General features: G+C 70.0%; 24 protein-coding genes. All 24 read left to right on the top strand.

What is annotated here, in order from left to right:
- Positions 1-167: 167 nt before the first annotated feature.
- A complete protein-coding gene (locus tag QN206_00230) occupies positions 168-1130 on the top strand; it encodes an aspartate carbamoyltransferase catalytic subunit (protein MDR7613235.1) in 963 nt (320 codons plus the stop codon).
- Between the two features lie 9 nt (positions 1131-1139).
- Positions 1140-2462, top strand: a complete 1323-nt coding sequence (locus tag QN206_00225; protein MDR7613234.1) for a dihydroorotase — start codon at positions 1140-1142, stop codon at positions 2460-2462.
- Complete coding sequence (locus tag QN206_00220) at positions 2459-3388, top strand: dihydroorotate dehydrogenase (GenBank protein ID MDR7613233.1); 930 nt, start codon at positions 2459-2461, stop codon at positions 3386-3388. Before QN206_00225 ends, QN206_00220 begins: the two co-directional genes overlap by 4 nt.
- A complete protein-coding gene (pyrF, locus tag QN206_00215; GenBank protein ID MDR7613232.1) occupies positions 3372-4079 on the top strand; it encodes an orotidine-5'-phosphate decarboxylase in 708 nt (235 codons plus the stop codon). The genes QN206_00220 and pyrF overlap by 17 nt, the downstream gene beginning before the upstream one ends.
- The gene (gene pyrE, locus QN206_00210; GenBank protein MDR7613231.1) at positions 4076-4693 is read left to right on the top strand and encodes an orotate phosphoribosyltransferase; all 618 of its coding nucleotides are present in this window, start codon (positions 4076-4078) and stop codon (positions 4691-4693) included. The genes pyrF and pyrE overlap by 4 nt, the downstream gene beginning before the upstream one ends.
- 101 nt (positions 4694-4794) lie before the next feature.
- On the top strand, positions 4795-5331 hold the full coding sequence (gene hpt, locus QN206_00205; protein ID MDR7613230.1) for a hypoxanthine phosphoribosyltransferase: 537 nt from the start codon (positions 4795-4797) through the stop codon (positions 5329-5331).
- Entirely contained in the window at positions 5328-6545 is a 1218-nt protein-coding gene (locus tag QN206_00200) for a GuaB3 family IMP dehydrogenase-related protein (GenBank protein MDR7613229.1), read from the top strand. The genes hpt and QN206_00200 overlap by 4 nt, the downstream gene beginning before the upstream one ends.
- A 5-nt stretch (positions 6546-6550) precedes the next feature.
- On the top strand, positions 6551-8119 hold the full coding sequence (gene guaA, locus QN206_00195; GenBank protein ID MDR7613228.1) for a glutamine-hydrolyzing GMP synthase: 1569 nt from the start codon (positions 6551-6553) through the stop codon (positions 8117-8119).
- A gap of 106 nt (positions 8120-8225) precedes the next feature.
- Positions 8226-10388 (top strand): UvrD-helicase domain-containing protein, encoded by a 2163-nt coding sequence (locus QN206_00190; GenBank protein ID MDR7613227.1) that lies wholly within the window; start codon positions 8226-8228, stop codon positions 10386-10388.
- A gap of 58 nt (positions 10389-10446) precedes the next feature.
- Positions 10447-12924 carry an ABC transporter substrate-binding protein gene (locus QN206_00185; protein MDR7613226.1) on the top strand — a complete coding sequence of 826 codons (2478 nt, stop codon included), beginning with the start codon at positions 10447-10449 and terminating at the stop codon, positions 12922-12924.
- Between the two features lie 92 nt (positions 12925-13016).
- The gene (locus QN206_00180; protein MDR7613225.1) at positions 13017-14036 is read left to right on the top strand and encodes an ABC transporter permease; all 1020 of its coding nucleotides are present in this window, start codon (positions 13017-13019) and stop codon (positions 14034-14036) included.
- A gap of 3 nt (positions 14037-14039) precedes the next feature.
- Positions 14040-15362: an ABC transporter permease gene (locus tag QN206_00175; GenBank protein MDR7613224.1), complete on the top strand. Its 1323-nt coding sequence runs from the start codon at positions 14040-14042 to the stop codon at positions 15360-15362.
- A gap of 1 nt (position 15363) precedes the next feature.
- Positions 15364-16326, top strand: a complete 963-nt coding sequence (locus QN206_00170) for an ABC transporter ATP-binding protein (protein MDR7613223.1) — start codon at positions 15364-15366, stop codon at positions 16324-16326.
- Positions 16316-17317 (top strand): ABC transporter ATP-binding protein, encoded by a 1002-nt coding sequence (locus tag QN206_00165; protein ID MDR7613222.1) that lies wholly within the window; start codon positions 16316-16318, stop codon positions 17315-17317. The genes QN206_00170 and QN206_00165 overlap by 11 nt, the downstream gene beginning before the upstream one ends.
- The gene (locus QN206_00160; GenBank protein MDR7613221.1) at positions 17314-17511 is read left to right on the top strand and encodes a hypothetical protein; all 198 of its coding nucleotides are present in this window, start codon (positions 17314-17316) and stop codon (positions 17509-17511) included. Before QN206_00165 ends, QN206_00160 begins: the two co-directional genes overlap by 4 nt.
- Before the next feature lie 119 nt (positions 17512-17630).
- Entirely contained in the window at positions 17631-18479 is an 849-nt protein-coding gene (locus QN206_00155) for a M23 family metallopeptidase (protein ID MDR7613220.1), read from the top strand.
- Between the two features lie 42 nt (positions 18480-18521).
- The gene (locus QN206_00150; protein MDR7613219.1) at positions 18522-19412 is read left to right on the top strand and encodes a DUF1385 domain-containing protein; all 891 of its coding nucleotides are present in this window, start codon (positions 18522-18524) and stop codon (positions 19410-19412) included.
- Positions 19413-19415: 3 nt separating this feature from the next.
- On the top strand, positions 19416-20504 hold the full coding sequence (gene prfA, locus QN206_00145) for a peptide chain release factor 1 (protein ID MDR7613218.1): 1089 nt from the start codon (positions 19416-19418) through the stop codon (positions 20502-20504).
- Entirely contained in the window at positions 20425-21414 is a 990-nt protein-coding gene (gene prmC, locus QN206_00140) for a peptide chain release factor N(5)-glutamine methyltransferase (protein MDR7613217.1), read from the top strand. The genes prfA and prmC overlap by 80 nt, the downstream gene beginning before the upstream one ends.
- A 25-nt stretch (positions 21415-21439) precedes the next feature.
- Complete coding sequence (locus QN206_00135; protein ID MDR7613216.1) at positions 21440-21895, top strand: ribose-5-phosphate isomerase; 456 nt, start codon at positions 21440-21442, stop codon at positions 21893-21895.
- A 1-nt stretch (position 21896) separates the two neighbouring features.
- Positions 21897-23180 (top strand): serine hydroxymethyltransferase, encoded by a 1284-nt coding sequence (glyA, locus tag QN206_00130; GenBank protein MDR7613215.1) that lies wholly within the window; start codon positions 21897-21899, stop codon positions 23178-23180.
- A gap of 8 nt (positions 23181-23188) precedes the next feature.
- A complete protein-coding gene (gene upp / locus QN206_00125; GenBank protein ID MDR7613214.1) occupies positions 23189-23818 on the top strand; it encodes a uracil phosphoribosyltransferase in 630 nt (209 codons plus the stop codon).
- Positions 23815-24300 (top strand): cytidine/deoxycytidylate deaminase family protein, encoded by a 486-nt coding sequence (locus QN206_00120; GenBank protein MDR7613213.1) that lies wholly within the window; start codon positions 23815-23817, stop codon positions 24298-24300. Before upp ends, QN206_00120 begins: the two co-directional genes overlap by 4 nt.
- Before the next feature lie 179 nt (positions 24301-24479).
- Positions 24480-25610 (top strand): PstS family phosphate ABC transporter substrate-binding protein, encoded by a 1131-nt coding sequence (locus QN206_00115; GenBank protein MDR7613212.1) that lies wholly within the window; start codon positions 24480-24482, stop codon positions 25608-25610.
- Positions 25611-25676: the final 66 nt, after the last annotated feature.

The following is a 25676-nucleotide window of genomic DNA, read 5'->3' as shown; positions in this document are numbered from 1 at the left end:
CGAGGACTTCCACGTGATAGTTTAGCCTAGAAAGCACCTTTAAGTCGGTCCCGTGAGGCCGGCAAGGGGCGCAACAAGATGGGTTCCAGACGCCTTCTTGTCGGCGGCAAGAAGGCGTTTCGCTTGCCGCCGAACCGGCGCCCCGCGACGAAGGGAGGGGGTGTCGGATGAAGATCCTCCACAAGGACCTGCTCGACCTCCGGAGCCTCACCGCCGGGCAGGTCCAGTCTCTGCTCGATCTCTCCCACGTGGCGCTCCAAGGGAGGCTTCCCGCGGATGCCCTTCAGGGCCGTGTGGTGGCCTTGGCCTTCTTCGAGCCCAGCACCCGCACCCGCACCTCCTTCGAACTGGCCGCCCGTCGGCTGGGCGCGGAGGTCTTGAGGTTCGATGTGGCCCACAGCTCCGTGCAGAAGGGGGAATCCCTGCTGGATACGGCCCGCACCCTGGAGGCGATGGGGGCGGATGCCCTCGTGCTGCGTCACAGCGCCTCCGGGGCCCCGCACTTCGTCGCGCGGCACGTCCGCTGCAGCGTGGTGAACGCGGGGGATGGGATGCACGAGCACCCCACCCAGGGTCTGCTGGACCTCCTCACCATCCGGGAGGCCAAGGGCCGCCTCGCGGGGCTACGGGTGGTCATCCTGGGCGACATCCTCCACAGCCGGGTGGCCCGGTCTACCGCGTACGGGCTGGGGCTGTTGGGCGCCCGGGTGGTGCTGTGCGGTCCAGCCACCCTGCTGCCCTCCTCCCTGGACATCCCGAACGCCGTCTGGACCACGCGGGTCGAGGAGGCCCTGGAGGACGCGGATGTGGTGATGCCCCTGCGGATGCAGGTGGAGCGTGCGGCCGCGGCCTTCGTGCCTTCCCTGGGCGAGTTCGCACGGCTGTACGCCCTGACGCCGGAGCGCCTGCGCCGCACCCGCCCGGACGCCATCGTGATGCACCCCGGCCCCATGAACCTGGGGGTGGAGATCACGCCCGAGGTGGCCTACGGACCGCGTTCCGTGATCCTGCGCCAGGTGACGCACGGCGTGGCGGTGCGGATGGCGGTCCTGTATGACCTCCTGAGGCATCCCACCGTCCATCCGGAGCTGCGGCCCGTGGCGCAGCGGGTGACCGCGGGGGTAACCTAGGAGGGATCCGTGGAGCGCCTGTGGATCCGGGGAGGGCGCGTCTTGGATCCCGCCTCCGGGCGGGACGAGGTGGCGGACGTCCTGATCGAGGGCGGCCGCGTCGTCGCCGTGGCACGGGGGATGCGGCCCGAGGGAGCGGGGATCCTCGAGGCGGGGGGTCTGGTGGTGGCCCCGGGACTCGTGGACCTCCACGTGCACCTCCGGGAACCCGGACAGACCCACAAGGAGGACATCGCCTCCGGCACCCGGGCCGCGGCCCGGGGCGGGGTCACAAGCGTGGTGTGCATGGCCAATACCCAGCCCCCTGTGGACGACCCCGTGGTGGTGGAGTTCATCCGCAGCCGGGCCGAGAAGGTGGGCGTGGTGCGGGTGTACCCGGTGGGCGCCGTCACGAGGGGGCTGGAGGGCAAGGAGCTGAGCCCCATCGGGGCCCTCGCAGCCGTGGGGGTGGTGGGCCTCTCGGACGACGGCCGCAGCGTGCCCAGCGCGGGACTGCTGCGCCGGGCCATGCTCTACGCCCGGATGTTCGGGCTTCCCATCCTCGAGCACTGCGAGGACCCCTCCCTCTCCGCGGGCGGGGTGATGCACGAGGGGACGGTGAGCGCCCGGCTGGGTCTGCGCGGAATCCCCCGCAGCGCGGAGGAGGTGGTGGTGGCGCGGGATCTCCTGCTCGCAGAGGAGACCGGGGCCCACGTGCACATCCAGCACGTGAGCAGCCGGGGATCCGTGCGCCTCATCCGGGAGGCCAAGGCACGGGGGGTACAGGTCACCGCGGAGGTCACCCCCCATCACCTCACCCTCACGGACGAGAGCGTGGAGGGCTACGACCCCAATTTCAAGGTGAATCCGCCCCTCCGGACCGCGGAGGACATGGAGGCCCTGCTGGAGGGCCTGTGGGACGGAACCCTGGACTGCATCGCCACAGATCATGCCCCGCACGCACCCGCGGAGAAACTGGTGGAGTACGACGCGGCGCCCTTCGGGGTCATCGGGTTGGAGACGCTGCTCGGCGTGGTGCTCACCCGGCTCGTGTGGCAGGAGGGTTGGCCGCTCATCCGGGCCCTGGCCCTGGTCACGGATCGGCCCGCCCGGATCCTGGGACTCCCCGGCGGCAGGCTGCAGCCGGGTGATCCCGCGGACCTCGTGCTCCTCGATCCCGAGCGGGAGTGGGTGGTGGATCCGGAGCGGTTCCACAGCAAATCCCGCAACACGCCCTTCGCGGGATGGACCCTGCGCGGAAAGGTCCTGGCGACCCTGGTGGGGGGCCGGATTGTGTGGATGGAGGAGGACCTCGGGTCCCGATTGCTCCCCGTGGGAGCGGGTGCGGGATGACCGTGGACCTCTCCGTGGAGATCGCGGGGGTGCGGTTCGCGAACCCCGTGCTCTGCGCCGCGGGGCCTCTGGGGCACGGCCGGGAGTTCGCGCAAGTGGTGGATCTCCGAGCCTTCGGGGGATTCGTGACCAAGTCCATCACCCTCCACCCCCGGGCGGGGAACCCGCGGCCGGATCTGGTGGAGGTGGACGGCGGGTTTCTGAACTCCGTGGGGCTGCGCAACCCGGGCCTGGCCGCTTTCCTCACCAAGGACCTCCCGTTCCTGCGCACCCTGGGCATCCCCATCATCGCCAGCCTCGCGGGACACTCCATCGCGGAGTTCCGGGAGCTCGCCACCTGGCTCGGGGAGGCGGAAGGGATCGCGGCGTTGGAGCTCAACGTGAGCTGTCCCAACGTGGAGAGCGGGCTCGTGTTCGGCACGGATCCGGAGCTCCTCCGGGAGCTGGTGCGGACCGTGCGGGAGGCCGTGCCCCGGCCCCTGTTCGTGAAGCTCACCCCCAACGTCACGGACATCGTCCCTGTGGCCCGGGCCGCGGTGGGAGCGGGGGCGGACGCCCTCAGCCTCGTCAACACCCTCCTCGGGATGGCCATTGACGTACGCACCCGACGGCCCAAGCTGGGCGGGGTCACCGGGGGACTCTCGGGGCCCGCCATCCGGCCCGTGGCGGTGCGCATGGTGTTCGAGGTGCACCGGTCGATCTCCGTTCCCCTCATCGGGATGGGCGGCATCGAGACCGCGGAGCACGCGGCGGAATTCTTCCTGGCCGGAGCGTCCGCGGTCGCCGTCGCCTCCGCGACCCTGAAGAATCCGGGCGTTGCCCGCGAGATCGTGGAAGGGTTGCGGGCGTACCTCCTCAGCCAGGGGATGCGGTCCATCCGGGAACTGGTGGGAGCCCTGGAGCTTCCGCATGCCGCGTGCCCCTGAACTCATCGTGGCCCTGGACGTCTCGGAGCTCCGGGAGGCGGAGCGGCTCGTGCGGCTGTTGCGCCCCGCGGTGGATTTCTTCAAGGTCGGGTCGGCGTTGTTCACCGCCTGCGGTCCCGACGCGGTGCGTATGGTCCGCCACCACGGCGCCCGGGTGTTCCTGGACCTGAAGTTCTTCGACATCCCGCAGGTGGTGGCCGCGGCGGTGCGCCACGCGGCCCGGTTGGGGGTCTCCATGCTCACCGTCCACATCCTGGGTGGGGAGCGGATGCTCCGGGCGGCGGCGCAGGTGGTGGAGGAGGCGGAGAGCCCGCCGCGCCTGATCGGGGTCACCCTGCTCACCAGCCTGGACGAGGAGGAGGTGCGGTCCGTAGGGATCACGGACGGGCTGGCGGAGGCCGTCCTGCGCTTGGGAGCCCTGGCCCGGAAGGCGGGGCTGGACGGCGCGGTGTGCGGGGTGCAGGAGGTGGCCACCCTGAAGCAGCACCTGGGCACAGACTTCCTCACGGTGGTGCCGGGCGTCCGGCCGCGGCCGGTGGAGGGCGACGACCAGGCCCGCACTGGGGATTTCGAGAGCGCGGTGGCCGCGGGCGCGGACTACGTGGTGGTGGGCCGTCCCGTGCTCCGATCTCCAGATCCCCTCGCCGCGGCCCGGACCCTGGTGGAAGCCCTGACCTCGGGAAGACCATGACCTCCGGTCCCGCCGAGCAGGAGGTCCTGGAAATTTTCCGGAAGGTGGGGGCGCTGCTCGAGGGCCACTTCCTGCTCACCAGCGGCCTGCACAGCCCCGCTTACGTGCAGTGCGCCCTGCTGCTGCAGTACCCACACCTCGCGGCCCGCGTGGTGGCCCCCCTGGCGGAGGAATTCCGCGCGGGGGGCGTGGAGGTGGTGGTGGGGCCGGCCTTGGGAGCGATCCCCCTCGTCTACGAGCTCGCGCGCCAGCTCGGGGCCCGCGCCATCTGGGCAGAACGCGCGGATGGCCGCCTGGTCCTTCGGCGGTCCTTCACCGTCGTCCGGAACGAACGGGTGCTGGTGGCGGAGGACGTGGTGACCACCGGCGGGTCCGTGCGGGAGGTGCTGGGCCTGGTGCGGGCGGTGGGGGCGGAGGTGGTGGGCGTGGCGGCCCTGGTGGACCGTACCGGGGGCCATGACCCGGGGTTCGAGGTGCCGTTTGCGGCCGTGCTGCACCTGGACCTCCAGACCTACCCTCCAGAGGCTTGCCCCCTGTGTCGGCAGGGAGTACCGGTAGAGAAGCCGGGAAGCAGGGTGTTCACGAAACCCGAACGATCCGGCTCAGAAGGCTGAGAATCCACGAAGAATCCGGGACCGAACTTGACGCGACCGCGGTGGTTGACTCCCGTTTTCCGTCCCTCTACAATCTCCCGCAAAGGAGCCGCACCGTGGGGCTGCTGGACGACGTGGCGGAGGTGCTGATTCCGGAGGAGGCCCTACAGGCCCGGGTGCGGGAGTTGGGCCGCCGGATCTCGGAGGACTACGAGGGAAAGGAGCCGCTCCTGGTGGGGATCCTCACGGGTGCGGTGTTCTTCGTGTGCGATCTCATGCGGTCCATCACCATTCCCGTGCACCTGGATTTCATGGCCACCAGCGCCTACGGCCGGGGCACGGAGAGCACGGGGGTGGTGCGGATCCTCAAGGATCTCAACGAGAGCATCGAGGGACGGCACGTGATCATCGTGGACGACATCGTGGACACCGGGCTCACCATGGACTACCTGCTCACCACCCTGAAGGCCCGGTATCCCGCGAGCCTGGCCGTGTGCGTGCTCCTGGACAAGGCGGAACGTCGCATTCGGGAGGTTCCCCTGCGGTACGTGGGCTTCCGGATCCCCAACCGGTTCGTGGTGGGATACGGTTTGGACTACGCGGGGCTGTACCGAAACCTGCCGTTTGTGTGCGTGCTGAAGCCGGAGGTGTACCAATGAGGACGCAGACCCCAGAACGGGTCCCGCTGCCGGGAGAGCGGGCGCTCCCGGCGGGAGAAAGCCTCGGGATCGGCCGGTGGGCGCGCCGGGCCTACGGGTACGACGACATCGCCCTGGTCCCTGCCGCGAGTACCCTGGACCCCGAGGACGTGGACACCTCGTGGGAGGTGGGCGGGTTTCGCTTCCGGATCCCCGTGCTCGCCGCGGCCATGGACAGCGTGACGGACGTGCGGGTGGCGGCCCTCCTGCACGAGCTGGGCGGGGCCGCGGTGCTGAACCTGGAGGGGATTCAGACCCGATACGAGGATCCCACGGAGGCCATCGAGGCCATCGTCCAGGCTCCCCAGGAACGGTGCGTGGCGGTCCTGCAGGAGGTGTACCGGCGTCCGGTTCGGGAGGAGCTCGTGGCCCGTCGCGTCCAGGAGCTCAAGCGGGCGGGCGTGGTTGCCATGGCCTCCGTGACGCCCGGGAACGCTCCGCGGCTTGCGCCCATCGCCCGGGAGGCGGGGCTCGATGTCCTCGTGGTGCAGTCCACCGTGGTGACCGCGCAGCACCGCTCCAGCCGGGGCCGAGGGGTCTCCCTCCCCGACCTGGTGGATCGGATGGGGATCCCCGTGATGGCGGGGAACTGCGTCTCGTATGCCCAGGCCATGGGGCTGTTGGAGGCCGGCGTGGCGGGGGTATTCGTGGGCGTGGGGCCGGGGGCCGCGTGTACCAGCCGTCGGGTGCTGGGCGTGGGTGTCCCGCAGGTGACCGCCCTGTGCGACGTGGCCGCCGCGCGGGACGACTATTATGTCCGCACCGGCCGCTACGTCCCCGTGATCGCGGACGGCGGGCTCACGGTGGGGGGAGATCTCGCGAAGGCCATCGCGTGTGGGGCGGACGCGGTGATGCTGGGGAGCGCCCTCGCGAGGGCGGAGGAAGCCCCCGGGCGTGGGTACCATTGGGGCATGGCCACCCCGCATCCCGCCCTTCCCCGGGGCACCCGCATCCACGTGGGGACCACGGGGACGTTGCGGCAGATCCTTCTGGGCCCCGCGCAGGTGGACGACGGGACTCAAAATCTCGTGGAGGCCCTGCGTACGGCCATGGGGATGTGCGGGGCCGCCACCATCCGGGAGATGCATCGGGTGGAGGTGGTGCTGGCTCCCGCCCTCGCCACGGAGGGCAAGGCGGTGCAGTTCGCCCAGCGGGTGGGTCAAGGCCGGACGTGATCGGGATGCAGGCCGAGGAACCTCCTCCTGAGCTCCGCCCGCCCACCTCGGAAATCGTTCTCGTCCTCGACTTCGGCGCCCAGTACACGCAGCTGATCGCCCGCCGGATCCGGGAGCTCCGGGTCTACAGCCTCATCCTTCCCTACGATGTGTCCCTCGCCCGCATCCGGGCCCTCCGGCCCAAAGGTATCGTGCTGTCCGGCGGACCCCGGAGCGTCTACGAGCCCGGCGCCCCGCAGGCAGACCCCGCCCTGCTCTCCCTCGGGATTCCCGTGCTGGGGATCTGCTACGGCATGCAGTGGATGGCCCACGTGCTGGGCGGCCGCACGGGCCCCAGCCCTCAGCGGGAGTACGGCCGCACCCGGCTGGTGATCGAGGAGCCGGGGGCGCTGTTCAGGGGGCTGGAGCGACGGCTCCTGTGCTGGATGAGCCACGGGGATGCGGTGCTGGACCTGCCGCCCGGCTTTGTCCGCCTTGCTCGTACGGACCAGGACGTGTGCGCGGCCATGGCCCATCCCGCCCGGCAGCTCTTTGGCGTGCAGTTCCATCCGGAGGTCTCCCACACCCCGTGGGGCCGGGAGGTCCTGCGGAACTTCCTGTTCGGGGTGTGCGGGTGCACCGGATCCTGGACCATGACCTCGTTCCTGGACCAGGCCATCGCCCGGGTCCGGGAGCAGGTGGGGAGGGGAAGGGTGCTGTGCGCCCTCTCGGGGGGGGTGGATTCCTCCGCGGCCGCGGCCCTCGTACACCGCGCGGTGGGGGAGCAGCTCAGCTGCGTGTTCGTGGACCACGGGTTTTTGCGCAAGGGTGAGGCGGATCAGGTGGTGCGAACCTTCCGCGACCACTTCCGCATCCCCCTGCTCCACGTGGATGCCTCCGCCCGCTTCCTGGAACGGCTGCGGGGCGTGGTGGATCCGGAGGAGAAGCGGCGGCGCATCGGGGAGGAGTTCGTGCGGGTCTTCGAGGAGCACGCGCGCCGGCTCGGGCGCATCGACTTCCTCGTGCAGGGCACCCTGTACCCGGACGTCATCGAGAGCGGCACCCGGACCGCGGCCCGCATCAAGACCCACCACAACGTGGGCGGCCTTCCGGAGCGCATGAGCTTTCAGCTCGTGGAGCCCTTCCGGGAGCTGTTCAAGGACGAGGTGCGGGAGCTGGCGAAGGCCCTGGGGCTTCCCGACGAGCTCATCTGGCGGCATCCCTTTCCGGGTCCGGGCCTCGCCATTCGGGTGGTGGGGGAGGTCACGGAGGAGAAGCTGCGCATCCTCCGGGAGGCGGACGCCATCGTGACGGAGGAGATCCGGCGGGCGGGCCTGAGCCGTTCCCTCTGGCAGGCCTTCTGCGTGCTGTTGCCCGTGCGGGCCGTGGGGGTGGCGGGCGATTCCCGCACGTACGGGTACGTGGCCGTGGTCCGCGCGGTGACCAGCGAGGATGGGATGACTGCGGACTGGGCACGTCTGCCACCGGAGCTGCTGGAGACCCTCGCGGCCCGCATTACCCGGGAGGTCCCGGAGATCACCCGGGTGGTCTATGACATCACCTCCAAGCCCCCCGCCACCATCGAGTGGGAGTAGAAGGGCGATTCCGGCCGCGGTCCGGGAGCCGGGGTTGGTATAGTAGTAGCAGCGCCCGGGCGATCCTGAACCCCTTAGAACGGACTGGAGCCTCGGTGCCGGAGCGGTGCGGATCGCGATGCGTTCCCCGGACCTCCTCGCGGACCTGAACCCCGCGCAGCGGGAGGCGGTCCTGTACGAGGGCGGGCCGCTGTTGATCCTGGCGGGCGCGGGCAGCGGCAAGACCCGGGTCCTGGCCTACCGGGTGGCCCACCTCATCGGAGGGCGTGGGGTGCCGCCGGACCGCATCCTCGCGGTGACGTTCACCAACAAGGCCGCGGGCGAGATGCGGGACCGCATCGGGCAGCTGGTGGGCGGGCGGATTGCGGAGCGGGTCTGGATCGGTACCTTCCACCGGGTCTGCGGCCGCCTCCTGCGGCGGTGGGGGGAACGCATCGGGCTCGCCCCGCGCTTTGTGATCTACGACGAGGAGGACCAGCGGGCCACCGTGCGGGAGGCCCTGCGGCGGCTGAACCTGGACGAACGGCGGATTCCACCCGGCGCGGTGCTCGCCGCCATCTCCGCGGCGAAGAACGAGGGCACGGACCTGCCGGATTACGAGCGGCGCGCCACGACCTACTTCGAGCAGGTGGTGGCGGCGGTGTGGCGGGAGTACCAGCGGATCCTCGCGGAGCACGACGCCCTGGACTTCGACGACATGCTCCTGGAAACCCTGCGGCTTTTCGCAGCCTGTCCGGATGTGCTGGCGGAGTGCCAGGAACGGTTCCTGCACATCCTGGTGGACGAGTACCAGGACACCAACCCCGTGCAGTTCCGCCTCCTCAGCGCCCTCGCGGCCCGGCACCGGAACCTGTGCGTGGTGGGAGACGTGGATCAGGCCATCTACGGATGGCGGGGCGCGGACATCCGCAACATCCTGGAGTTCGAGCGCGACTTCCCGGACGCCCGCGTCATCCCCCTGGAGCAGAACTACCGGTCCACGAGGACCATCCTGGAGGCCGCGGAACACCTCATCCGCCACAACCCCCACCGTTACCCCAAGCGCCTGTGGACAGAAAACCCCGCCGGGGAACCCCTCACCGTGTACGCGGCGTGGGACGAGCACGACGAGGCCCGGTTCGTGGTGGAGGAGATCCGGAGGCTGCAGGCGTGCGGGTATCCCCTGCGGGCGTGCGCGATCCTGTACCGGATCAATGCGCAATCCCGGCAGTTCGAGGAGGCCCTCCTGCGGGCGGGGATCCCCTACCAGGTGGTGGGGGCTCTCCGGTTCTACGAGCGGCGGGAGGTGAAGGATCTCCTGGCGTACCTGCGGGTGCTCGCGAATCCCCGGGATGTGCTGAGCCTGCGCCGGATCGTCAACGTCCCCCGCCGGGGCATCGGAGAGGGGACCCTGGCACGGATCGAGGCGGCCGCGGAGCGCCTCGGAATCCCGCCGGTACAGGCCATGCGATGCCCGGAGGTGCTCGGGAGCCTTCCCCCGCAGAGCCGGCGGGCGGTGGAGGGGTTCGGGGCGGTCCTGGAGGCGCTTCAGGAGGCCATGTCCCAATCCACGGTCTCCGAGCTCATCGCCCTTGCCATCGAGAGGACGGGGTACCGGGCAGCCCTGGAAGCGGAGGGCACGGAGGAGGCCGCGGCGCGCCTGGAGAACCTGCGGGAACTGGTAACCGTGGCGCAGGAATTCGAGCGGGCCAGCGGGGAGACTTCCGTGGAGGCCTTTTTGGAGCACGTGGCCCTCATGACGGACGTGGACGTCTACGACGAGACGCAGGACCGGGTGGCACTCCTGACCCTCCACGCGGCGAAGGGACTGGAGTTCTCCGTGGTGTTCCTGTGCGGGCTGGAAGAGGGACTCTTCCCCCACAGCCGCTCCGTGGAGGATCCCCGGCGGCTGGAGGAGGAACGGCGGCTCGCCTACGTGGGCATCACCCGGGCGAGGGAACGGGTGTACCTCACCTATGCCCAGCAGCGCACCCTCTTCGGGCGTACCTTCGCGAGCGTGCCCAGCCGGTTCCTGGAGGAGCTCCCCCGGGCGTGCCTGCGGGAGCTGCGCACTCCCCGCACGGAGGCGGGGGATTGGCCGGATCTCCCGAACCGGGAGGTGCCGGAACTCCGGGCAGGAGAATGGGTGCGGCACCGCCACTTCGGCCTGGGCCAGGTGGTGGGGATCGAGGGAGAGGGCAGCCGGGCGGTGGCCACCGTGCGGTTCCCGGGCGTGGGCACGAAGCGTCTCGCGCTGGGATATGCGCCCCTGGAGAAGGCCACGGACTAGAATGAGGAGGATGAGAACCGCGGTCGCCCCACGCGCGTGATCAGGGGGGTGGAGATCCATGCGGCGAGGCGTACATCAGGGCAGAGTCCTTGCGGGCGTGCTGGTGCTGGCCCTCCTGGGCGTGTCCGCGGCCGCAGCCCAGGGGCCGCGGGTCGGCGCGTGGGTGGACGCGGTGGTGGCGGTGGAGGAACCCAGCGAGGCGGCGGCGGTGCGCCGGATGGAGGCCGGAGACCTGCATGCCTGGTTCAGCGAGACGGCCATCCCGGAGGTGGCCAACCGCATCCGCCAGAGCCGGACCCTCGTCTCCACCACGAGCTACGGTCTCTATCACGAGCTCACCTTCAACCCCGTGGGTCCCGTCTTCCCCGGCACGAACCGTCTCAACCCCTTCGCGGTCCCCCGCATCCGGGAGGCGGTGAACTGGCTCGTGGACCGGCGGTACATCGCCCAGGAGCTCATGGGGGGGCTCGGAGAGCCCCGCTACCTTCCCATCAGCCGGGCGTTCCCCGATTACGCCCGCATCGCGGAGGTGGCGAGGCGGCTGGAGATCCGCTACGCGCACAACCCCGAGCGGGCCCGGGCGGTCCTCACGGAGGAGATGCGGAAGCTGGGGGCCACCCTGGTGGACGGGAAGTGGCACTTCCGGGGGACTCCCGTGGTGCTCACCTTCCTGATCCGCATCGAGGACGAGCGCCGGCAGATCGGGGATTACGTGGCGGGGCTCCTGGAGCAGGTGGGGTTCACCGTGGAGCGGCGGTACGGTCGGGCCCCGGAGCTGAGCCCCATCTGGAGCACAGGCGATCCCGCCCTGGGGCGCTGGCACCTCTACACGGGGGGGTGGATCAGCACGGTCATTGACCGGGACCAGGTGGACGTCTTCGATTTCTTCTACACCAAGCGCGGCCTCCCGAGTCCGCTCTGGCAGGCGTACCGGCCGAGCCCCGAGTTCGACCGGCTCGCAGAGCGGCTCGCGCAGCGCCGGTTCCGTTCCGTGCAGGAGCGCAACCGCTTGCTCGCGCGGGCCCTGGAGCTCGCCCTGCAGGACTCCGTGCGGGTGTGGCTGGTGGACCGGCTCCCCGTCCTGGCCTGGCGGTCGGAGGTGGAGGTGGTGAGCGATCTCGCGGGGGGGCTTGCGGGGTCGTTCCTCTGGCCCTACACCCTCCGGTACCGAGGTCGGACGGGCGGCGTGGTGCGCATCGGCCTGCGGAGCATCCTCGCGGAGCCGTGGAACCCCGTGGGCGGCTCCAACTGGATCTTCGACACCACCCTGATCCGCGCCACCCAGGACTACCCGCTCCTTCCGGATCCCTACACGGGGCTGCCGATCCCGCAGCGGGTCGAGAAGGTGGAGGTCACGGTCCAGCAGGGGCTACCGGTCACCAAGAGCGCGGACTGGGTGGAGTTGAAGTTCGCGCCCCAGATCCGGGTGCCGGAGGACGCCATCATCGGGTGGGATTCCCGGGCCCAGCGGTTCGTGACGGTGCGGGAGCGGTATCCCCAGGGCCTCACCGCGATCCGGAAGAGCGTGGTCTACTTTGACCGGGACCTCTTCCGGAAGGTGCAGTGGCACGACGGGAACCGCCTGAGCCTGGGCGACATCCTGCTCGCCTGGATCCTCACCTTCGAGCGGGCGGAGGAACATAGCCCCCTCTTCGACCGCTCTTACCTTCCCGCCTTCCGATCCTTCGTGGAGACCTTCCGGGGGTTCCGCATCGTCCGGGAGGATCCCCTGGTGGCGGAGTACTACAGCACGGACTGGACCCTGGAGGCGGAGCTCATGACCTCGGCAGGGGCCTTCTGGCCGGTGTACGGGTTCGGACCCGGGCCCTGGCATACCGTGGCGTTGGGCATTCGGGCAGAGACGAGTGGACGGGCGGCCTTCACGGCCGCGAAGGCCACGGAGAAGAGGGTGGAGCGGCTCAACTATGTGGCGGGCCCCACCCTCGCCATCCTGGACGAGGAACTCCGGGCCGCCCAACGGGAGAACTACATCCCCTTCGAGCGGGCCCTGCGCCGGTGGATCTCCCCGGAGGAGGCGCGGCAGCGATGGCGGCTGCTTGCGGCGTGGCGGGCGGGCCGCGGGCACTACTGGGTGGGCATGGGGCCATTCCTGCTGCAGCGGGTCTCGCCCGTGGAGAAGATCGTGGAGCTGCGGCGGTTCGGCCGGTTTCCGGATCCCTCCACCAAGTGGTTGCGGTTCGGAGAACCTCGAATCCCTACCGCCTCCCTGAGTGGCCCCCGCACCGTGCGGGCCGGGCAGGAGGCCACGTACGAGGTACGCATCACCCACCGCGGGAGGCCCTATCCGCCCGGGGACATCGAGGCGGTGCGCTACCTCCTGTTCGATGCCCGCAACGAGCTCGCCCACACGGGTCGGGCGCAGCGTGCCGGGGAGAGCTGGCGGGTGGTCCTCTCCCCGCAGGCGACTTCCCGTCTGAGACCCGGCGCCTCGCGGCTGGAGGTCATCGTGATCTCCCGCGTGGTGAGCATTCCCGGATTCGCCTCCTTGACCTTTACGGCCTTGCCCCCGCAGTAGCCGCCGTGTCCCAGATCGCCTCCCCCGATCTGCCCCGTCCCCGGGCGACCTCCACCCTGGCCCGGGTGGCCATCTACACCGCGACCCGGGGGATGGCCCTGTTCTTCACCACCGTGGTGGGCATCTACCTCACCATCCTGGTGGCCAACATGGGGGGGTATGTGGATCAGATCAAGCGGGCGGAGATCCGGGAGCAGGTGGCCCTCGCGGCCTCCCTGAACGAACAGATCCGGCGGCTCCCGCCGGAGGTGCGGGAGCGGGTGGTGGCGGAGATGATCCGGGTGGAGGAGCGGCGTCTGGGCCTTGACCGCCCCTTCCTTGTCCGATCCCTGATCTACCTGCGGGATGCGCTCCTGCTGCGGTTGGGGTTCGCGGAGCGCATGACCAGCGATGTCGGCTCTCGGCTGGTGCGCCAGATCCTTCTGGACCGCCTGGGCCCCACCCTCCTGCTGTTCGCCACCACCTCAATCTTCCTCTTCTTCGTCTCCGTGGCGATGGCCCTGCGTCTCTCCCGGAGGTACGGGAGCCCCCTGGACCGCCTGGTGGTGGCCCTGGCCCCCCTCTCCACCCCACCCGCCTGGTTCTACGGGATCTTTCTAATCCTGATCTTTGCCGCGTGGCTGCGCTGGCTGCCCTTCGGCGGCATGGTGGACGCCCCTCCTCCGGAGGGGAGGTGGGCGTACGCGGCGAGCGTCCTCAAGCACATGATCCTGCCCGCGGGGGCCATCGTCCTCACCTCCCTCCCCCTGGCCGTCTATTCCTGGCGCACCTTCTTCCTGCTGTTCAGCAGCGAGGACTACGTGGATCTGGCCCGGGCAAAAGGACTCCCGGGGCCGCTGTTGGAGCGCCGGTACATCCTCCGTCCGGCCCTTCCCACCCTCCTCACCAACTTTGCCCTGGGACTCATCGGTACGTGGACGGGGGCCATCGTGCTGGAGACGGTGTTCAACTGGCCGGGCCTGGGCCGCACCCTCTACCAGGCGGTGGGACTCGCGGACACACCCGTGATCGTGGGCGCCACCATCCTCTACGCGTACCTGTTGGCCATCACCGTGTTCCTGTTGGACGTGGCGTACGCCATCGTGGATCCCCGGGTGCGGGTGGGGGGATAGAGGATGCGGCGGGTGCTCGGGGAGCTCGTGCGATACCGGTCTGCGGTGAGCGGCCTCGTCATCATCGGGTTTTTCACGGCCCTCTCCGTGTACGCGGTGATCGCGGTCCCCTATCCGGAAGCCATCCGCCTGTGGCGGGGTGGGGAGGAGCTGTGGCAGTACAACCCTCGGGCGGCCCGGCCCGAGTGGGTGAACTGGTTTTTGCGGGAGGATCTCCCCCGCACCCTGGTGGTGGAAGGGACCAGTGAGGTCTGGTCCGCACGGCCGTTGGGTGGGGAGGTCCGGGAGGCGATGGGTGTGCTTTCGTTCGCGTACCCCTACCGGCGCCCTCCCAGCGAGCTGGGGGTCTTCCTGGAGGCCGACTACCGGGAGCGGATGCCCCAGGTGGAGCTGAGCTGGGTCGCCCCGGGTGGGCCGGAGGTCCGGATCGCGGAGTTCGCCGTCCGCAGGCGGGAAGTCTACCGCCTGAGTTCTGATCCGCGGCTCCAGCAGGAGCTGGGAGGGCGTCCGGAGGTGGTCCTGTTCTCCCCTCCAGACCGTCCGGAGGAGGCGGTGCAGGGGCAGTACGCGCTGCGGGTGCGGGCGTACCTCTTCGAGCCGGACTCGGAGGTGCGGGTGCGGCTGGTGGTGTATGGGGAGGTGCACGGCCTCGCGGGCACGGACCACCTGCGGCGTGACCTCAGCCTGGCGCTTCTCTGGGGGACGCCCGTGGCCATGGCGTTCGGGCTGGTGGCATCGGTGGGGAGCAGCGTGAGCACCTTGGTGATCGCGGCCCTGGGCGCGTGGTACGGGGGGTGGGTGGACGGGCTCATCCAGCGCATCACGGAGGTGAACCTCATCCTGCCGGGCCTCCCCATCCTCATCATGATCGCCACCCTGTACTCCCGGAGTCTCCCGGTCATGGTGGGCGTGGTGATCCTGCTGGGGATCTTCGGAGGTGGGATCAAGACCTACCGGGCCCTGTTCCTGCAGGTGAAGGAATCCCCGTACATCGAGGCGGCCCGAGCATACGGGGCGAGCGGACTGCGCATCGTGTTCCTCTACATGGTGCCCCGAGCGGTTCCCATCCTGGTGCCGCAGTTCGTCACGCTCATTCCGGGCTTCGTGTTCCTGGAGGCCACCTTGAGCGTCCTGGGACTCGGAGATCCGCTCCTGCCCACCTGGGGGAAGGTGATCGAGGACGCGTACCGGGCCGGGGCCCTCTACGTGGGGCAGTACTACTGGGTGCTGGAGCCCGCGTCCCTCCTGATGCTCGCCGGCTTGGGGTTCACCCTGCTCGGGTTCGCCCTGGATCGCATCTTCAACCCGCGTCTGCGGGAGCTGTAGCGTGCTGCGGGTGGAGGACCTGCGCCTTTACTTCCGCACCTCCCAGGGACCCGTGCAGGCCGTGGATGGGGTGTGCTTCGAGCTCCGGCGCGGTCGGACCCTGGTGGTGGCGGGGGAGAGCGGGTGCGGGAAGAGCTCCCTTGCCCGGGCCATCCTGCGGCTGCTGCCCCGCAACGTGCACACCTACTCCGGCCGGGTGTACCTGGACGGGCTGGAGCTGCTGCAGATGCCGGAGGAGCGGTTTCGCCGGGAGGTGCGTTGGCGTCGGGTGAGCCTGGTGCCGCAGGCGGCCCAGAACGCCCTCAACCCCGTACTCCGGGTGGGGGACCAGGTGGCGGAGCCCCTTCTCCTGCACGGGCTCGCGGGGAAGGCCACGGAGGCGCGGCCTCTGGTGGAGGAGGCGTTCCGGCTGGTGGGCTTGCCCCTGGACTTCGTGGACCGCTATCCCTTCGAGCTCAGCGGCGGCATGCGACAACGGGTCGCCCTAGCCCAGGCTCTGGTGCTCCGGCCGGATCTGGTGATCCTCGACGAGCCCACGAGTGCTCTGGACGTGCTCACCCAGGCGGCACTCCTGAACGTCCTGAAAACCATCAAGTGGGAGCTGGGAACGAGTTTCCTCTTCATCACCCACGACCTTGCCACCGCGAGCGAGCTCGCGGACGAGGTGGTGCTGATGTACGCGGGACAGGTGGTGGAGCGGTGCTCCGCCTCGCAGTTCTTCACCGCACCCCTCCACCCCTACGCCCGGGCGCTGCTGGGGAGCGTGCCCACTCTCCGGGGAGATCGGCCTCTCGCACCCATCCCGGGCCGGCCGCCGAGCCTCATCCGGCCGCCCGCGGGCTGCCGGTTCGCGGACCGTTGCCCAGCCCGCTTTGACCGGTGCGCGGTGGACCCTCCCGGGTTTTGGGTGGACGGGGACCGGTGGGTAAAGTGTTGGCTGTGGGAGGGGAGTCGTGGGGGATGACGTCCTCCAGGTGCGGGACCTGCATACCTGGTTCGAGCTGCGGCGATGGGGATTCGTGCACGTGGGGTGGGTGCGGGCCGTGGATGGGGTGACCTTCGCGCTGCGGCGGGGGGAGGCGGTGGCGGTGGTGGGGGAGAGCGGGTGCGGGAAGAGCACCCTCGCGAAGACCCTGCTGGGGCTCGTGCCTCCCACCCGGGGAGAGATCCTCTTCGAGGGAAGACCCCTGCGCCGGCATCTCCGCTGGGCACGTTCGCGCATGGGATACGTGCAGCAGGATCCCTACGGAGCCCTGGCCCCCTTCTTGACCGTGCGGCGCATCCTGGAAGAACCCCTCCGCATCCACGGCGTTCCCGCTCGGGAGCGGATCCACAGAATCCGGTCGGTGCTGGAAGAAGTCGGGCTTGTGCCCGTAGAGGAGTTCTTGCCCCGGTATCCCCACATGCTGAGCGGCGGGCAGCAGCAGCGGCTGGTGATCGCCCGGGCCCAGATCCTCAATCCCAGACTCCTGATCGCGGACGAGCCCGTCTCCATGCTGGACGCCTCCGTGCGGGTGGAGATCCTGCAGCTGTTGCGGGCCCTGCAGCGGGTCCACCAGCTCACCATCCTCTACATCACCCATGACCTCTCCACGGTGCGGTACTTCTGCGACCGGGTCTTCGTGATGTACGCGGGCCGGATCGTGGAGCAGGCCCCGGTAGAGGAACTCCTGCGCAACCCCCGGCACCCCTACACCCAGGCACTCCTCGCGGCGATCCCCGATCCGGATCCCCGAAACGCCCAGCGGCTGCGCCCGGTCCCGCCCGGGGAACCCCCGAGCCTCCTGCGACCCCCTAACGGATGTCGGTTCCACCCCCGCTGCCCGGCCCGGATTCCCGGGATGTGCGACCGGCTCGTCCCGCCCGAGTTTGAGGCCTCTCCCGGCCACCTGGCCCAATGCTGGCTGCTGAGCGAGGAGAGGCAGCCCGAGCCCGCCTCCCGAAGCGGTCCGTGAATCGCTCCCTGCGGCTCGTGGCCCTCGGCCTGGGGATCCTGCTCGCTTCCTGGTCTCTGCTCTTCCTCACCACCCTCCGGCTGATCCCCCAAAACCTCCTCCTCTCCCTCTCCGCCTACGCCGCCTCCCTCGCCGGACTCTTTTTGGGTCTGGTGGGCCTCGCGGAGTACCTCCGCACCCACCGGCTCCCTTAACCATAGACGCCTGCCCAGCACACCTAGGGAGGACCTTGTTCCAGGGTCTATGCATGGCCCGGAGACTTTGTTAGAATCTTTCGCAGTTCAGACAAAACTCCCCGGGCGAAGGTCGGGCGATGCGGAAGGGAGCGTGGGTGGTTCTGTGCCTATGCCTGCTGGTCCTCGGATTCCCTGATACCTCTCGCGGGGCGACCCCCGGCCGGGTTCCCCCACTCGTCCATATCGTCAGGCCCGGGGATACCCTTTGGGATCTTGCCCGGCGCTACGGGGTCACGGTGGAGGCCATCGCTGCGGCGAACGGGATGAAGCCGACCCAGGTTCTCCGGATCGGCCAGGTCCTGCGGATTCCGGGGAGGGGCATTTCGCAGCCCGCCGTGTTCCCCTCTCACCCCCCTGCCCCGCCGGGAGGGCAGGAGGGCTTGCGGGTGTACACCGTGCGGCCCGGGGATAGCCTGTGGCTCATCGCCCGGCGCTACGGAGTCACGGTTCAAGCCCTGATGGACGCCAACGGCCTTCGAAGCGACCGGCTGCGGACGGGGCAGCGCCTGCGTATCCCCGCTTCCGGGACTTCCACGCAGATTTCCGTCGTGCGGCGGAGGGTCGGGTTTTTGTGGCCCGCGCGGGGGGTGATCACGAGCCGGTTCGGCAGACGCTGGCGCCGCCACCACGACGGCATTGACATCTCGGCCCCTCGGGGAACGCCCATTCACGCAGCCCGCTCGGGCCGGGTGCGCCATGCGGGGTGGTACGGAGGCTACGGGCTCCTGGTGGTCCTGGATCATGGAGGGGGTCTAGAGACCTTCTACGGACACGCCTCCCGGCTCTTCGTGCGGCCGGGCCAGTGGGTGCAGCAGGGCCAGCGAATCGCCGCGGTGGGATGCACCGGTGCCTGTACGGGGTCCCACCTGCACTTCGAGGTGCGGGTCCGGGGTCAACCCGTGGATCCCCTCCGCTACCTCCGATAAGGGATCCCACTGCCTGCCCCGCGGGTGTTAGGATGCTACGGGATGCGGGGATCCGTGCGCCTGATGATCGGCGGGCAGGCGGTGCTGGAAGGGGTCATGATGCGGGGCCCCAGCTGGGTGAGCACCGCGGTGCGGGCGCCGGAGGGCCGGATCGTGGAGGAGGTCTACCACCGTCCGAGCCTGTTGGTGCGGAGCCGCTGGGCCAGGCTCCCCGTGGTGCGCGGGGTGGTGGTGCTGTACGAGGCCCTCAGCCTCGGCATCCGGGCCCTCCTGTACTCCGCGAACCAGGTCGTCTCCGAGCAGGCCGGCCGGGAACTTTCCGGTCGGGAGGTCGCCCTGAGCCTGGCGGGAGGGCTGGGGGTCGCGGTGGGGCTCTTCTTCGTGACGCCCACCGTGTTGGTCCGGTGGGTGGGCCACGACCTTCCCCCCGTGGCCTTTAACCTCGCGGAGGGATGCATCCGGGTGGCGATCCTCGTTCTGTACATCGGGCTCGTGGGCCTGCTCCCGGACCTGCGCCGGGTGTACATGTATCACGGGGCGGAGCACAAGGCGGTAAACGCATGGGAGCGCGGTGTGCCCCTCGTGGTCTCGGAGGTCCAGAAGCAGAGCCGGTTCCACCCCCGCTGCGGCACCTCCTTCCTGCTGGTGGTGATGGGGGTGGCGGTGATGGTCTTCTCCCTCCTGGGCAAGCCGCCGCTGTGGGAGCGGATCGCCTCCCGGGTGCTGCTCCTGCCCCTCGTGGCGGGGCTGAGCTACGAGGTGATCCGGGCAGGGGCCCGTTCCCGGTGGGTCCGGCCCCTGATTTGGCCGGGACTTTGGTTACAGCACCTCACCACCCGGGAGCCGGACGATGCCCAGGTGGAGGTGGCCATCCGGGCCCTGGAGAACGTCCTCCTCCGGGAGGAGGGAGTGCTGGAGCGGACGGTGGTGTAGGGAATGCTGGACTGGAGACATCTGGAGACATACGAAGCCCGTTACGAGGCCCTGACCGAGCGGCTGAGCGACCCTGCGGTGTTCTCCGATCCGGCCCGGTACCGGGAGCTGGCGAAGGAGCACGCGGAGCTGGAAGAGCTCGTGGCCCTCATCCGAGAGCTGCGCCGCATCCGGCGGGAGATGGAAGGAGCGGAGACCCTGCGACGCGATGCGGATCCGGAGGTGCGGGAGCTCGCGGAGGCGGAGCTGGAGCGGCTGCGCCGTGAGGAGACGGAGGTGCGGGCCCGCCTGGAAGAGCGCCTGGCGCCCCGCGACCCGTACGACGACCGGAACGTGATCTTGGAGATCCGGCCCGGAACCGGCGGGGAGGAAGCGGCCCTGTTTGCGGGGGATCTGATGCGGATGTACACCCGGTACGCGGAGCGCAAGGGGTGGAAGGTGGAGATCCTGGACCTGCAACCCAGCGACCTGGGCGGGGTGAAGTCCGCCACCCTGGGGATCGCGGGGAAGGGAGCGTACAGCCGGCTCAAGCACGAAAGCGGGGTGCACCGGGTACAGCGGGTGCCGGTCACGGAGGCCTCAGGCCGCATCCACACCTCCACGGCCACGGTGGCGGTGCTCCCGGAGGCGGAGGAGGTGGAGGTGGAGATCCGGCCGGAGGAGATCGAGCTCGAGACCTTCCGGGCGGGCGGGGCAGGCGGGCAGCACGTGAACAAGGTGGAGACCGCGGTCCGGGTGCGCCACCTGCCCACGGGGATCGTGGTCACCTGCCAGGACGAACGCAGCCAGTACCAGAACCGGGAGAAGGCCCTGCGCATCCTCCGGTCGCACCTGCTGGAACGCCGCCAGCGGGAGCAGCAGGAGCAGATCGCGGCCCAGCGGCGCCAGCAGGTGGGCACCGGCGAGCGCAGCGAGAAGATCCGCACGTACAACTTCCCGCAGAACCGGGTCACGGACCACCGCATCGGCCTCACCCTGTACCGGCTGGAGGAAGTCCTGGACGGAGATCTCGATGAGCTCGTGGAGGCCCTTCTGGCCCGCGAGCGGGCCGCGAAGCTGGCGGAGGCCCGGGCGGCCGCGGGCGCCCCGTGAGCGGGGCAGCGCCATGGCGGTGATCCCCGTTCCCGCGAGCCTCCGCGAGGCCTACCTCCTGGGTCGGGAGCACCTGGCGTCCTGTGGAGTAGAGAACCCGGAGCTGGAAGCGGAGGTGCTGCTGCGTCACGCGGCCGGACTCGACCGGGCATGCCTCTACGTCCGGTGGACGCGGCCGCCCGCTCCGGAAGTCTGGGCCCGGTACGTGCGGCTCCTGGAAGCGAGGGGCGCGGGAAGACCGACCGCCTACCTGCTCGGGGAGCGGGAGTTCTACGGGCTTCCGTTCCTCGTGGACGAACGGGTCCTCATCCCCCGACCCGAGACGGAGTTGCTGGTGGACCTCGCCCTGGAAGCGATCCGTGGGGTCCCCGAACCCGTGGTGGTGGAGGTGGGGACGGGAAGCGGGGCGGTGGCGGTCGCCATCGCGGTCCACCGCAGGGAAGCGGTGGTGTACGCCACGGAGATCTCCCCCGGAGCCCTCGAGGTGGCCCAGGGGAACGCCCGACGCCACGGGGTAGAGGGGCGCGTGCGGTTCCTGTTGGGGGATGCGCTGGCGCCCGCGGAGGAACGGGGGGTGCGGGCGCACGCGGTGGTCAGCAACCCTCCCTACGTCCCCCCACAGGCCCGGGCGGAGCTTCCCCGGGAGGTGCTCGCGGAGCCCCCCATCGCCCTCTTCGCGCCGGGGCCCACGGGAACCGAGGTGCACGCCCGCATCCTTGCGCAGGCCCCGCGGGTTCTGTACCCGGGAGGGTTCCTGGCCCTGGAGGTGAGTCCGAAGTGGGATCAGCCCGGCCGTGTGGCCCGCATGATGGGCGAGGCGGGCTTTGAGGGGGTCCGGGTGGAGCGAGACCTCGCGGGACTGGAGCGGGTGGTGGCGGGATGGTGGCCCGGCGGGCGCAGGAACCCCTAGACGCCGCGGCGAAGGAGCGGACAGGATGCGGATCGCCATCGCCAGCGACCACGCGGGATACGCCCTGAAGGAGATCCTGAAGGCGGACCTCACCGCCCTGGGCCACGAGGTGGTGGACTTCGGGGCGTTCGGAGAGGACCCCGTGGATTACCCGGACTTCGTGGTGCCCGCCGCGGAGGCGGTGGCCCGGGGGGAGTGCGACCGGGGCATCGTCATCGGCGGGAGCGGCAACGGGGAGGCCATGGCCGCCAACAAGGTGCCCGGCATCCGATGCGCCCTGTGCTGGGAAGCGTACACCGCCCGCATGAGCCGGGCCCACAACGATGCCAACGTGCTCTCCCTGGGCGCCCGGGTCGTGGGGGTGGAGCTGGCGCGGGAAATCGTGCAGACGTGGCTTCGCACGGAGTTCGAGGGGGGCCGTCACGTGCCGCGACTGGAGAAGATCCGGCGGTTGGAAGAGAAGTACATGCGGAGGGGTTGAGGTGCTTCGGTACCTGCGGCGCAGCGATCCGGAAGTGGCGGACGCCATCCTGCACGACCTGGAGCGGCAACGGCTGCAGCTGAACCTCATCGCCTCGGAGAACTACACGAGCCGGGCGGTGCTGGAAGCCCAGGGGAGCGTGCTCACCAACAAGTACGCGGAGGGCTACCCCGGCCGGCGGTACTACGGAGGGTGCACGCACGTGGACCGGGCAGAGCGGCTGGCCCAGGAGCGGGCGAAGCGCCTCTTCGGAGCGGAGCACGCCAACGTCCAGCCGCACTCCGGCACCCAGGCCAACTTCGCCGCGTACTTCGCGGTGCTGCGGCCCGGCGATCGGATCCTGGCCATGGACCTCGCGCACGGCGGGCATCTCACTCACGGAAGCCCCGTGAACTTCAGCGGGCAGCTGTTCCACATCATCCCCTACGGGGTGGATCCCCGCACGGAGCGGATCGACTACGATCAGATCGCAAGGCTCGCCCGGGAACACCGCCCCCGGATGATCGTGGCGGGTGCCACCGCGTATCCCCGGGCCTACGATTTCCCCCGATTGCGGGAGATCGCGGACGAGGTTGGGGCGTACCTGATGGTGGACATGGCCCACTTCGCGGGGCTCGTGGCGGGCGGCGTGCACCCCAACCCCGTGCCGTACGCGGACCTCGTCACCTCCACCACCCACAAGACCCTGCGCGGACCCCGCGGAGGGCTCATCCTCTGCCGGGCGGAGCTCGCCCGGGAGGTGGACCGTGCGGTGTTCCCCTTCTCCCAGGGAGGGCCCCTCATGCACGTGATCGCGGCCAAGGCCGTGTGCTTCCATGAGGCTGCTCAGCCTGCCTTCCGGGCTTATGCCGCCCAGGTGGTGCGCAACGCACAGGTCCTGGCGGAGGAGCTCTTGCGGCGCGGGTGGCACATCACGAGCGGCGGAACCGACAACCACCTGCTCCTGGTGGACCTGCGCGACCGCAACCTCACGGGGAAAACGGCCGAGACAGCCCTGGGGGAGGCCCACATCATCGTGAACAAGAACATGGTGCCCGGTGATCCCCAGAAACCCACGGTCACGAGCGGCATCCGCATCGGAACGCCTGCGGTGACCACCCGGGGCATGAAGGAGGACGAGATGCGACAGATCGCCGCCTGGATCCACGCGGTGCTCTGCGCCCCCGGGGATCCGGAAGTGGCAGGCCGCGTACGGGCCGAGGTGCATGAGCTCTGTTCCACCTTCCCCGTCTACCCAGAGGACGTGCCGGAGGCGACCCAGGCCCTGGCCCTCCCGGGGAAGTAGGAGGCGCGGTGTCCAGCGTCCGCGTGGTGGATCATCCGCTCATCCAGCACAAGCTGTCCCTCCTGCGGGACCGGCGCACTCCTCCGAAGGAGTTCCGGGAGCTGGTGGAGGAGATCAGCATGCTTTTGGCCTTCGAGGCCACCCGGGACCTGCACACGCGGGAGGTCGAGGTCGAGACCCCCCTCATGCGCACGCGGGGGAGGAGCATTGCGGGTTCAGGGCTTGCCGTCGTCTCCATCCTCCGGGCAGGACTGGGGATGGAGCCCGGGATCGTGAAGCTCCTGCCCACCGCGCGCGTGGGCCACGTGGGCATCGAGCGGGATCCGGAGACTTTGCTCCCCGGGGTGTACTACGTGAAGCTCCCGGAGGACATGGCCCAGCGGGAGGCGCTGATCCTGGATCCCATGCTGGCCACGGGAGGGTCTGCCTCCGCGTGCGTGCACCTCCTCAAGGAGCAGGGGGCAAGGCGGTTCAAGTTCCTGTGCCTCATCGCGGCCCCCGAGGGGATCGCCCGGCTTCACACAGACCATCCCGAGGTGGAGATCTACGCCGCGGCGGTGGACGAGGGTCTGGACGCGCACGGGTACATCCTCCCGGGGCTGGGGGACGCAGGAGATCGGCTCTTCGGGACAAGATGACGCGGCCCAGCTGGGACGACTACTTCATGAGCATGGCGGTGCTCGCCAGCAGCCGCTCCACGTGTCTGCGCCGCCGGGTAGGGGCGGTGATCGTGCTGGACCGCATGGTGCTCTCCACGGGCTACAACGACACGCCACGGGGATTGCGGAACTGCGGAGAAGGAGGATGTCCCCGGTGCGCGGGAGAGGCCCCTTCCGGCACGGGCCACGACACGTGCCTGTGCATCCACGCGGAGCAGAACGCCATCCTCCAGGCCGCCCATCACGGGGTCGCCATCGCGGGCGCCACCCTCTACACCACGCACCAGCCGTGCCTTGTGTGCGCGAAGATGATCGCCAACGTGGGACTCGTGCGGGTGGTCTACGCGGGGGACTACCCGGACCCGGCCGCGGCCCGCCTGCTGGAGGAGGCCGGGGTGGAACTGGTGCACTACCCCGGTCCCCTCAGCGCCCTCCAGGTTCCCCCGCCGGTTCCGGGCTGAACCCCTCAGCGGCGGGGGTTCTAACCTCCCGAGCAGATTGAACCGCCATGCGCTCTGTGGGCACGGGAGGAGGGAGGTTCGGAACTTGATCTTCCGTTGACTCGCCCTTAGATGGCTCTTAACAAGGCCCATCGAGCGTTTGGATGAAGGCGGAAATCTCCGGAGGAGGTGAAAACCCCATGAGCATCAGGAAGCTCCTCGTGGCCGGTTTAGGACTCCTGATGTCCGTAAGCGGTGCCCCTTTCGGCCTCGCCCAGCAGCGGGCGGGGGGGACCACAAGTCCAGCCGGGACCATCGTGATTGACGGGTCCAGCACCGTCGCCCCTCTCACGAGCGCGGTGGCGGAGGAGTTCCGGAAGACCGTGCAGGGCCGGGGGATCCGGATCACGGTGGGGATCAGCGGGACCGGAGGGGGGTTCAAGAAGTTCTGCGCGGACAGCCCTCAGTCCCGCACGGACATCCAGGACGCGTCCCGTCCCATCCGGCCCGAGGAGGACGAGGCGTGCCGACGGAACCAGGTGAGTTACGTGGAAGTCCCCGTGGCCATCGACGGACTCAGCGTGGTGGTGCACCCCCGCAACACCTGGGCCACGTGCCTCACGCTGGGGGAGCTGAAGCGCATCTGGGAACCCGCAGCCGAGCGGCGGATCACCAGCTGGCGCCAGGTCCGCAGGACCTTCCCCGACCGGCCGCTGCGGCTGGCGGGTGCGGGAGCCGACTCGGGGACCTTCGACAGCTTCACGGAGATGGTCACCGGCCGCGCCAAGGCCAGCCGGGGCGACTACCAGGCCACCGAGGACGACAACGTGACGGTGCAGTTCGTGAGCCGGGACGAGGGGGCTTTGGGGTACTTCGGATTGGCGTACCTGGAGGAGAACCTGGGGCGCGTGAAGGGTGTGGCCATCGACCCGAGCGACCGGACAGACCTCGCGTCCAACGACCAGTGCCGGGGAATCGAACCCACCTTCGACAACACCAAGTCGGGCCGCTACCCGTTGACCCGGCCGCTTTTCATCTACCTGAACCGCACGAGCGCCCTCACCAAGCCCGAGGTGCGGCAGTTCGCCAGCTGGTACGTGGGCCAGAGGACGGGTGTGAACCTCCAGGTGGACGACCCCCGGCGGCCGGATAGGAAGACCAACCTCGTCCGGGCCGTGGGGTACGTGGAGTTCCCCGAGGCGGTGTACGCGGCCGCCCGGCAGTGCATCGCACGCCTCAAGGCCGGGACGGCCTTCCGGGAAGGCGGGAAGGCCGCGGGCCACGCCACCCTGGAACGGGTGAACCGGGAGTACGTGGCGCACTGCCGGTGAGGAGGCCCTGGGGCGGCGGCCTCGCCCTGCTCCCGTACCCCCCGGGAGCACCCCCACCCCGCCGCC

This window comes from Armatimonadota bacterium (assembly GCA_031460175.1).
GTDB classification, from domain to species: domain Bacteria; phylum Sysuimicrobiota; class Sysuimicrobiia; order Sysuimicrobiales; family Sysuimicrobiaceae; genus Sysuimicrobium; species Sysuimicrobium tengchongense.
This window is presented reverse-complemented; position numbering and strand designations above follow the sequence as displayed.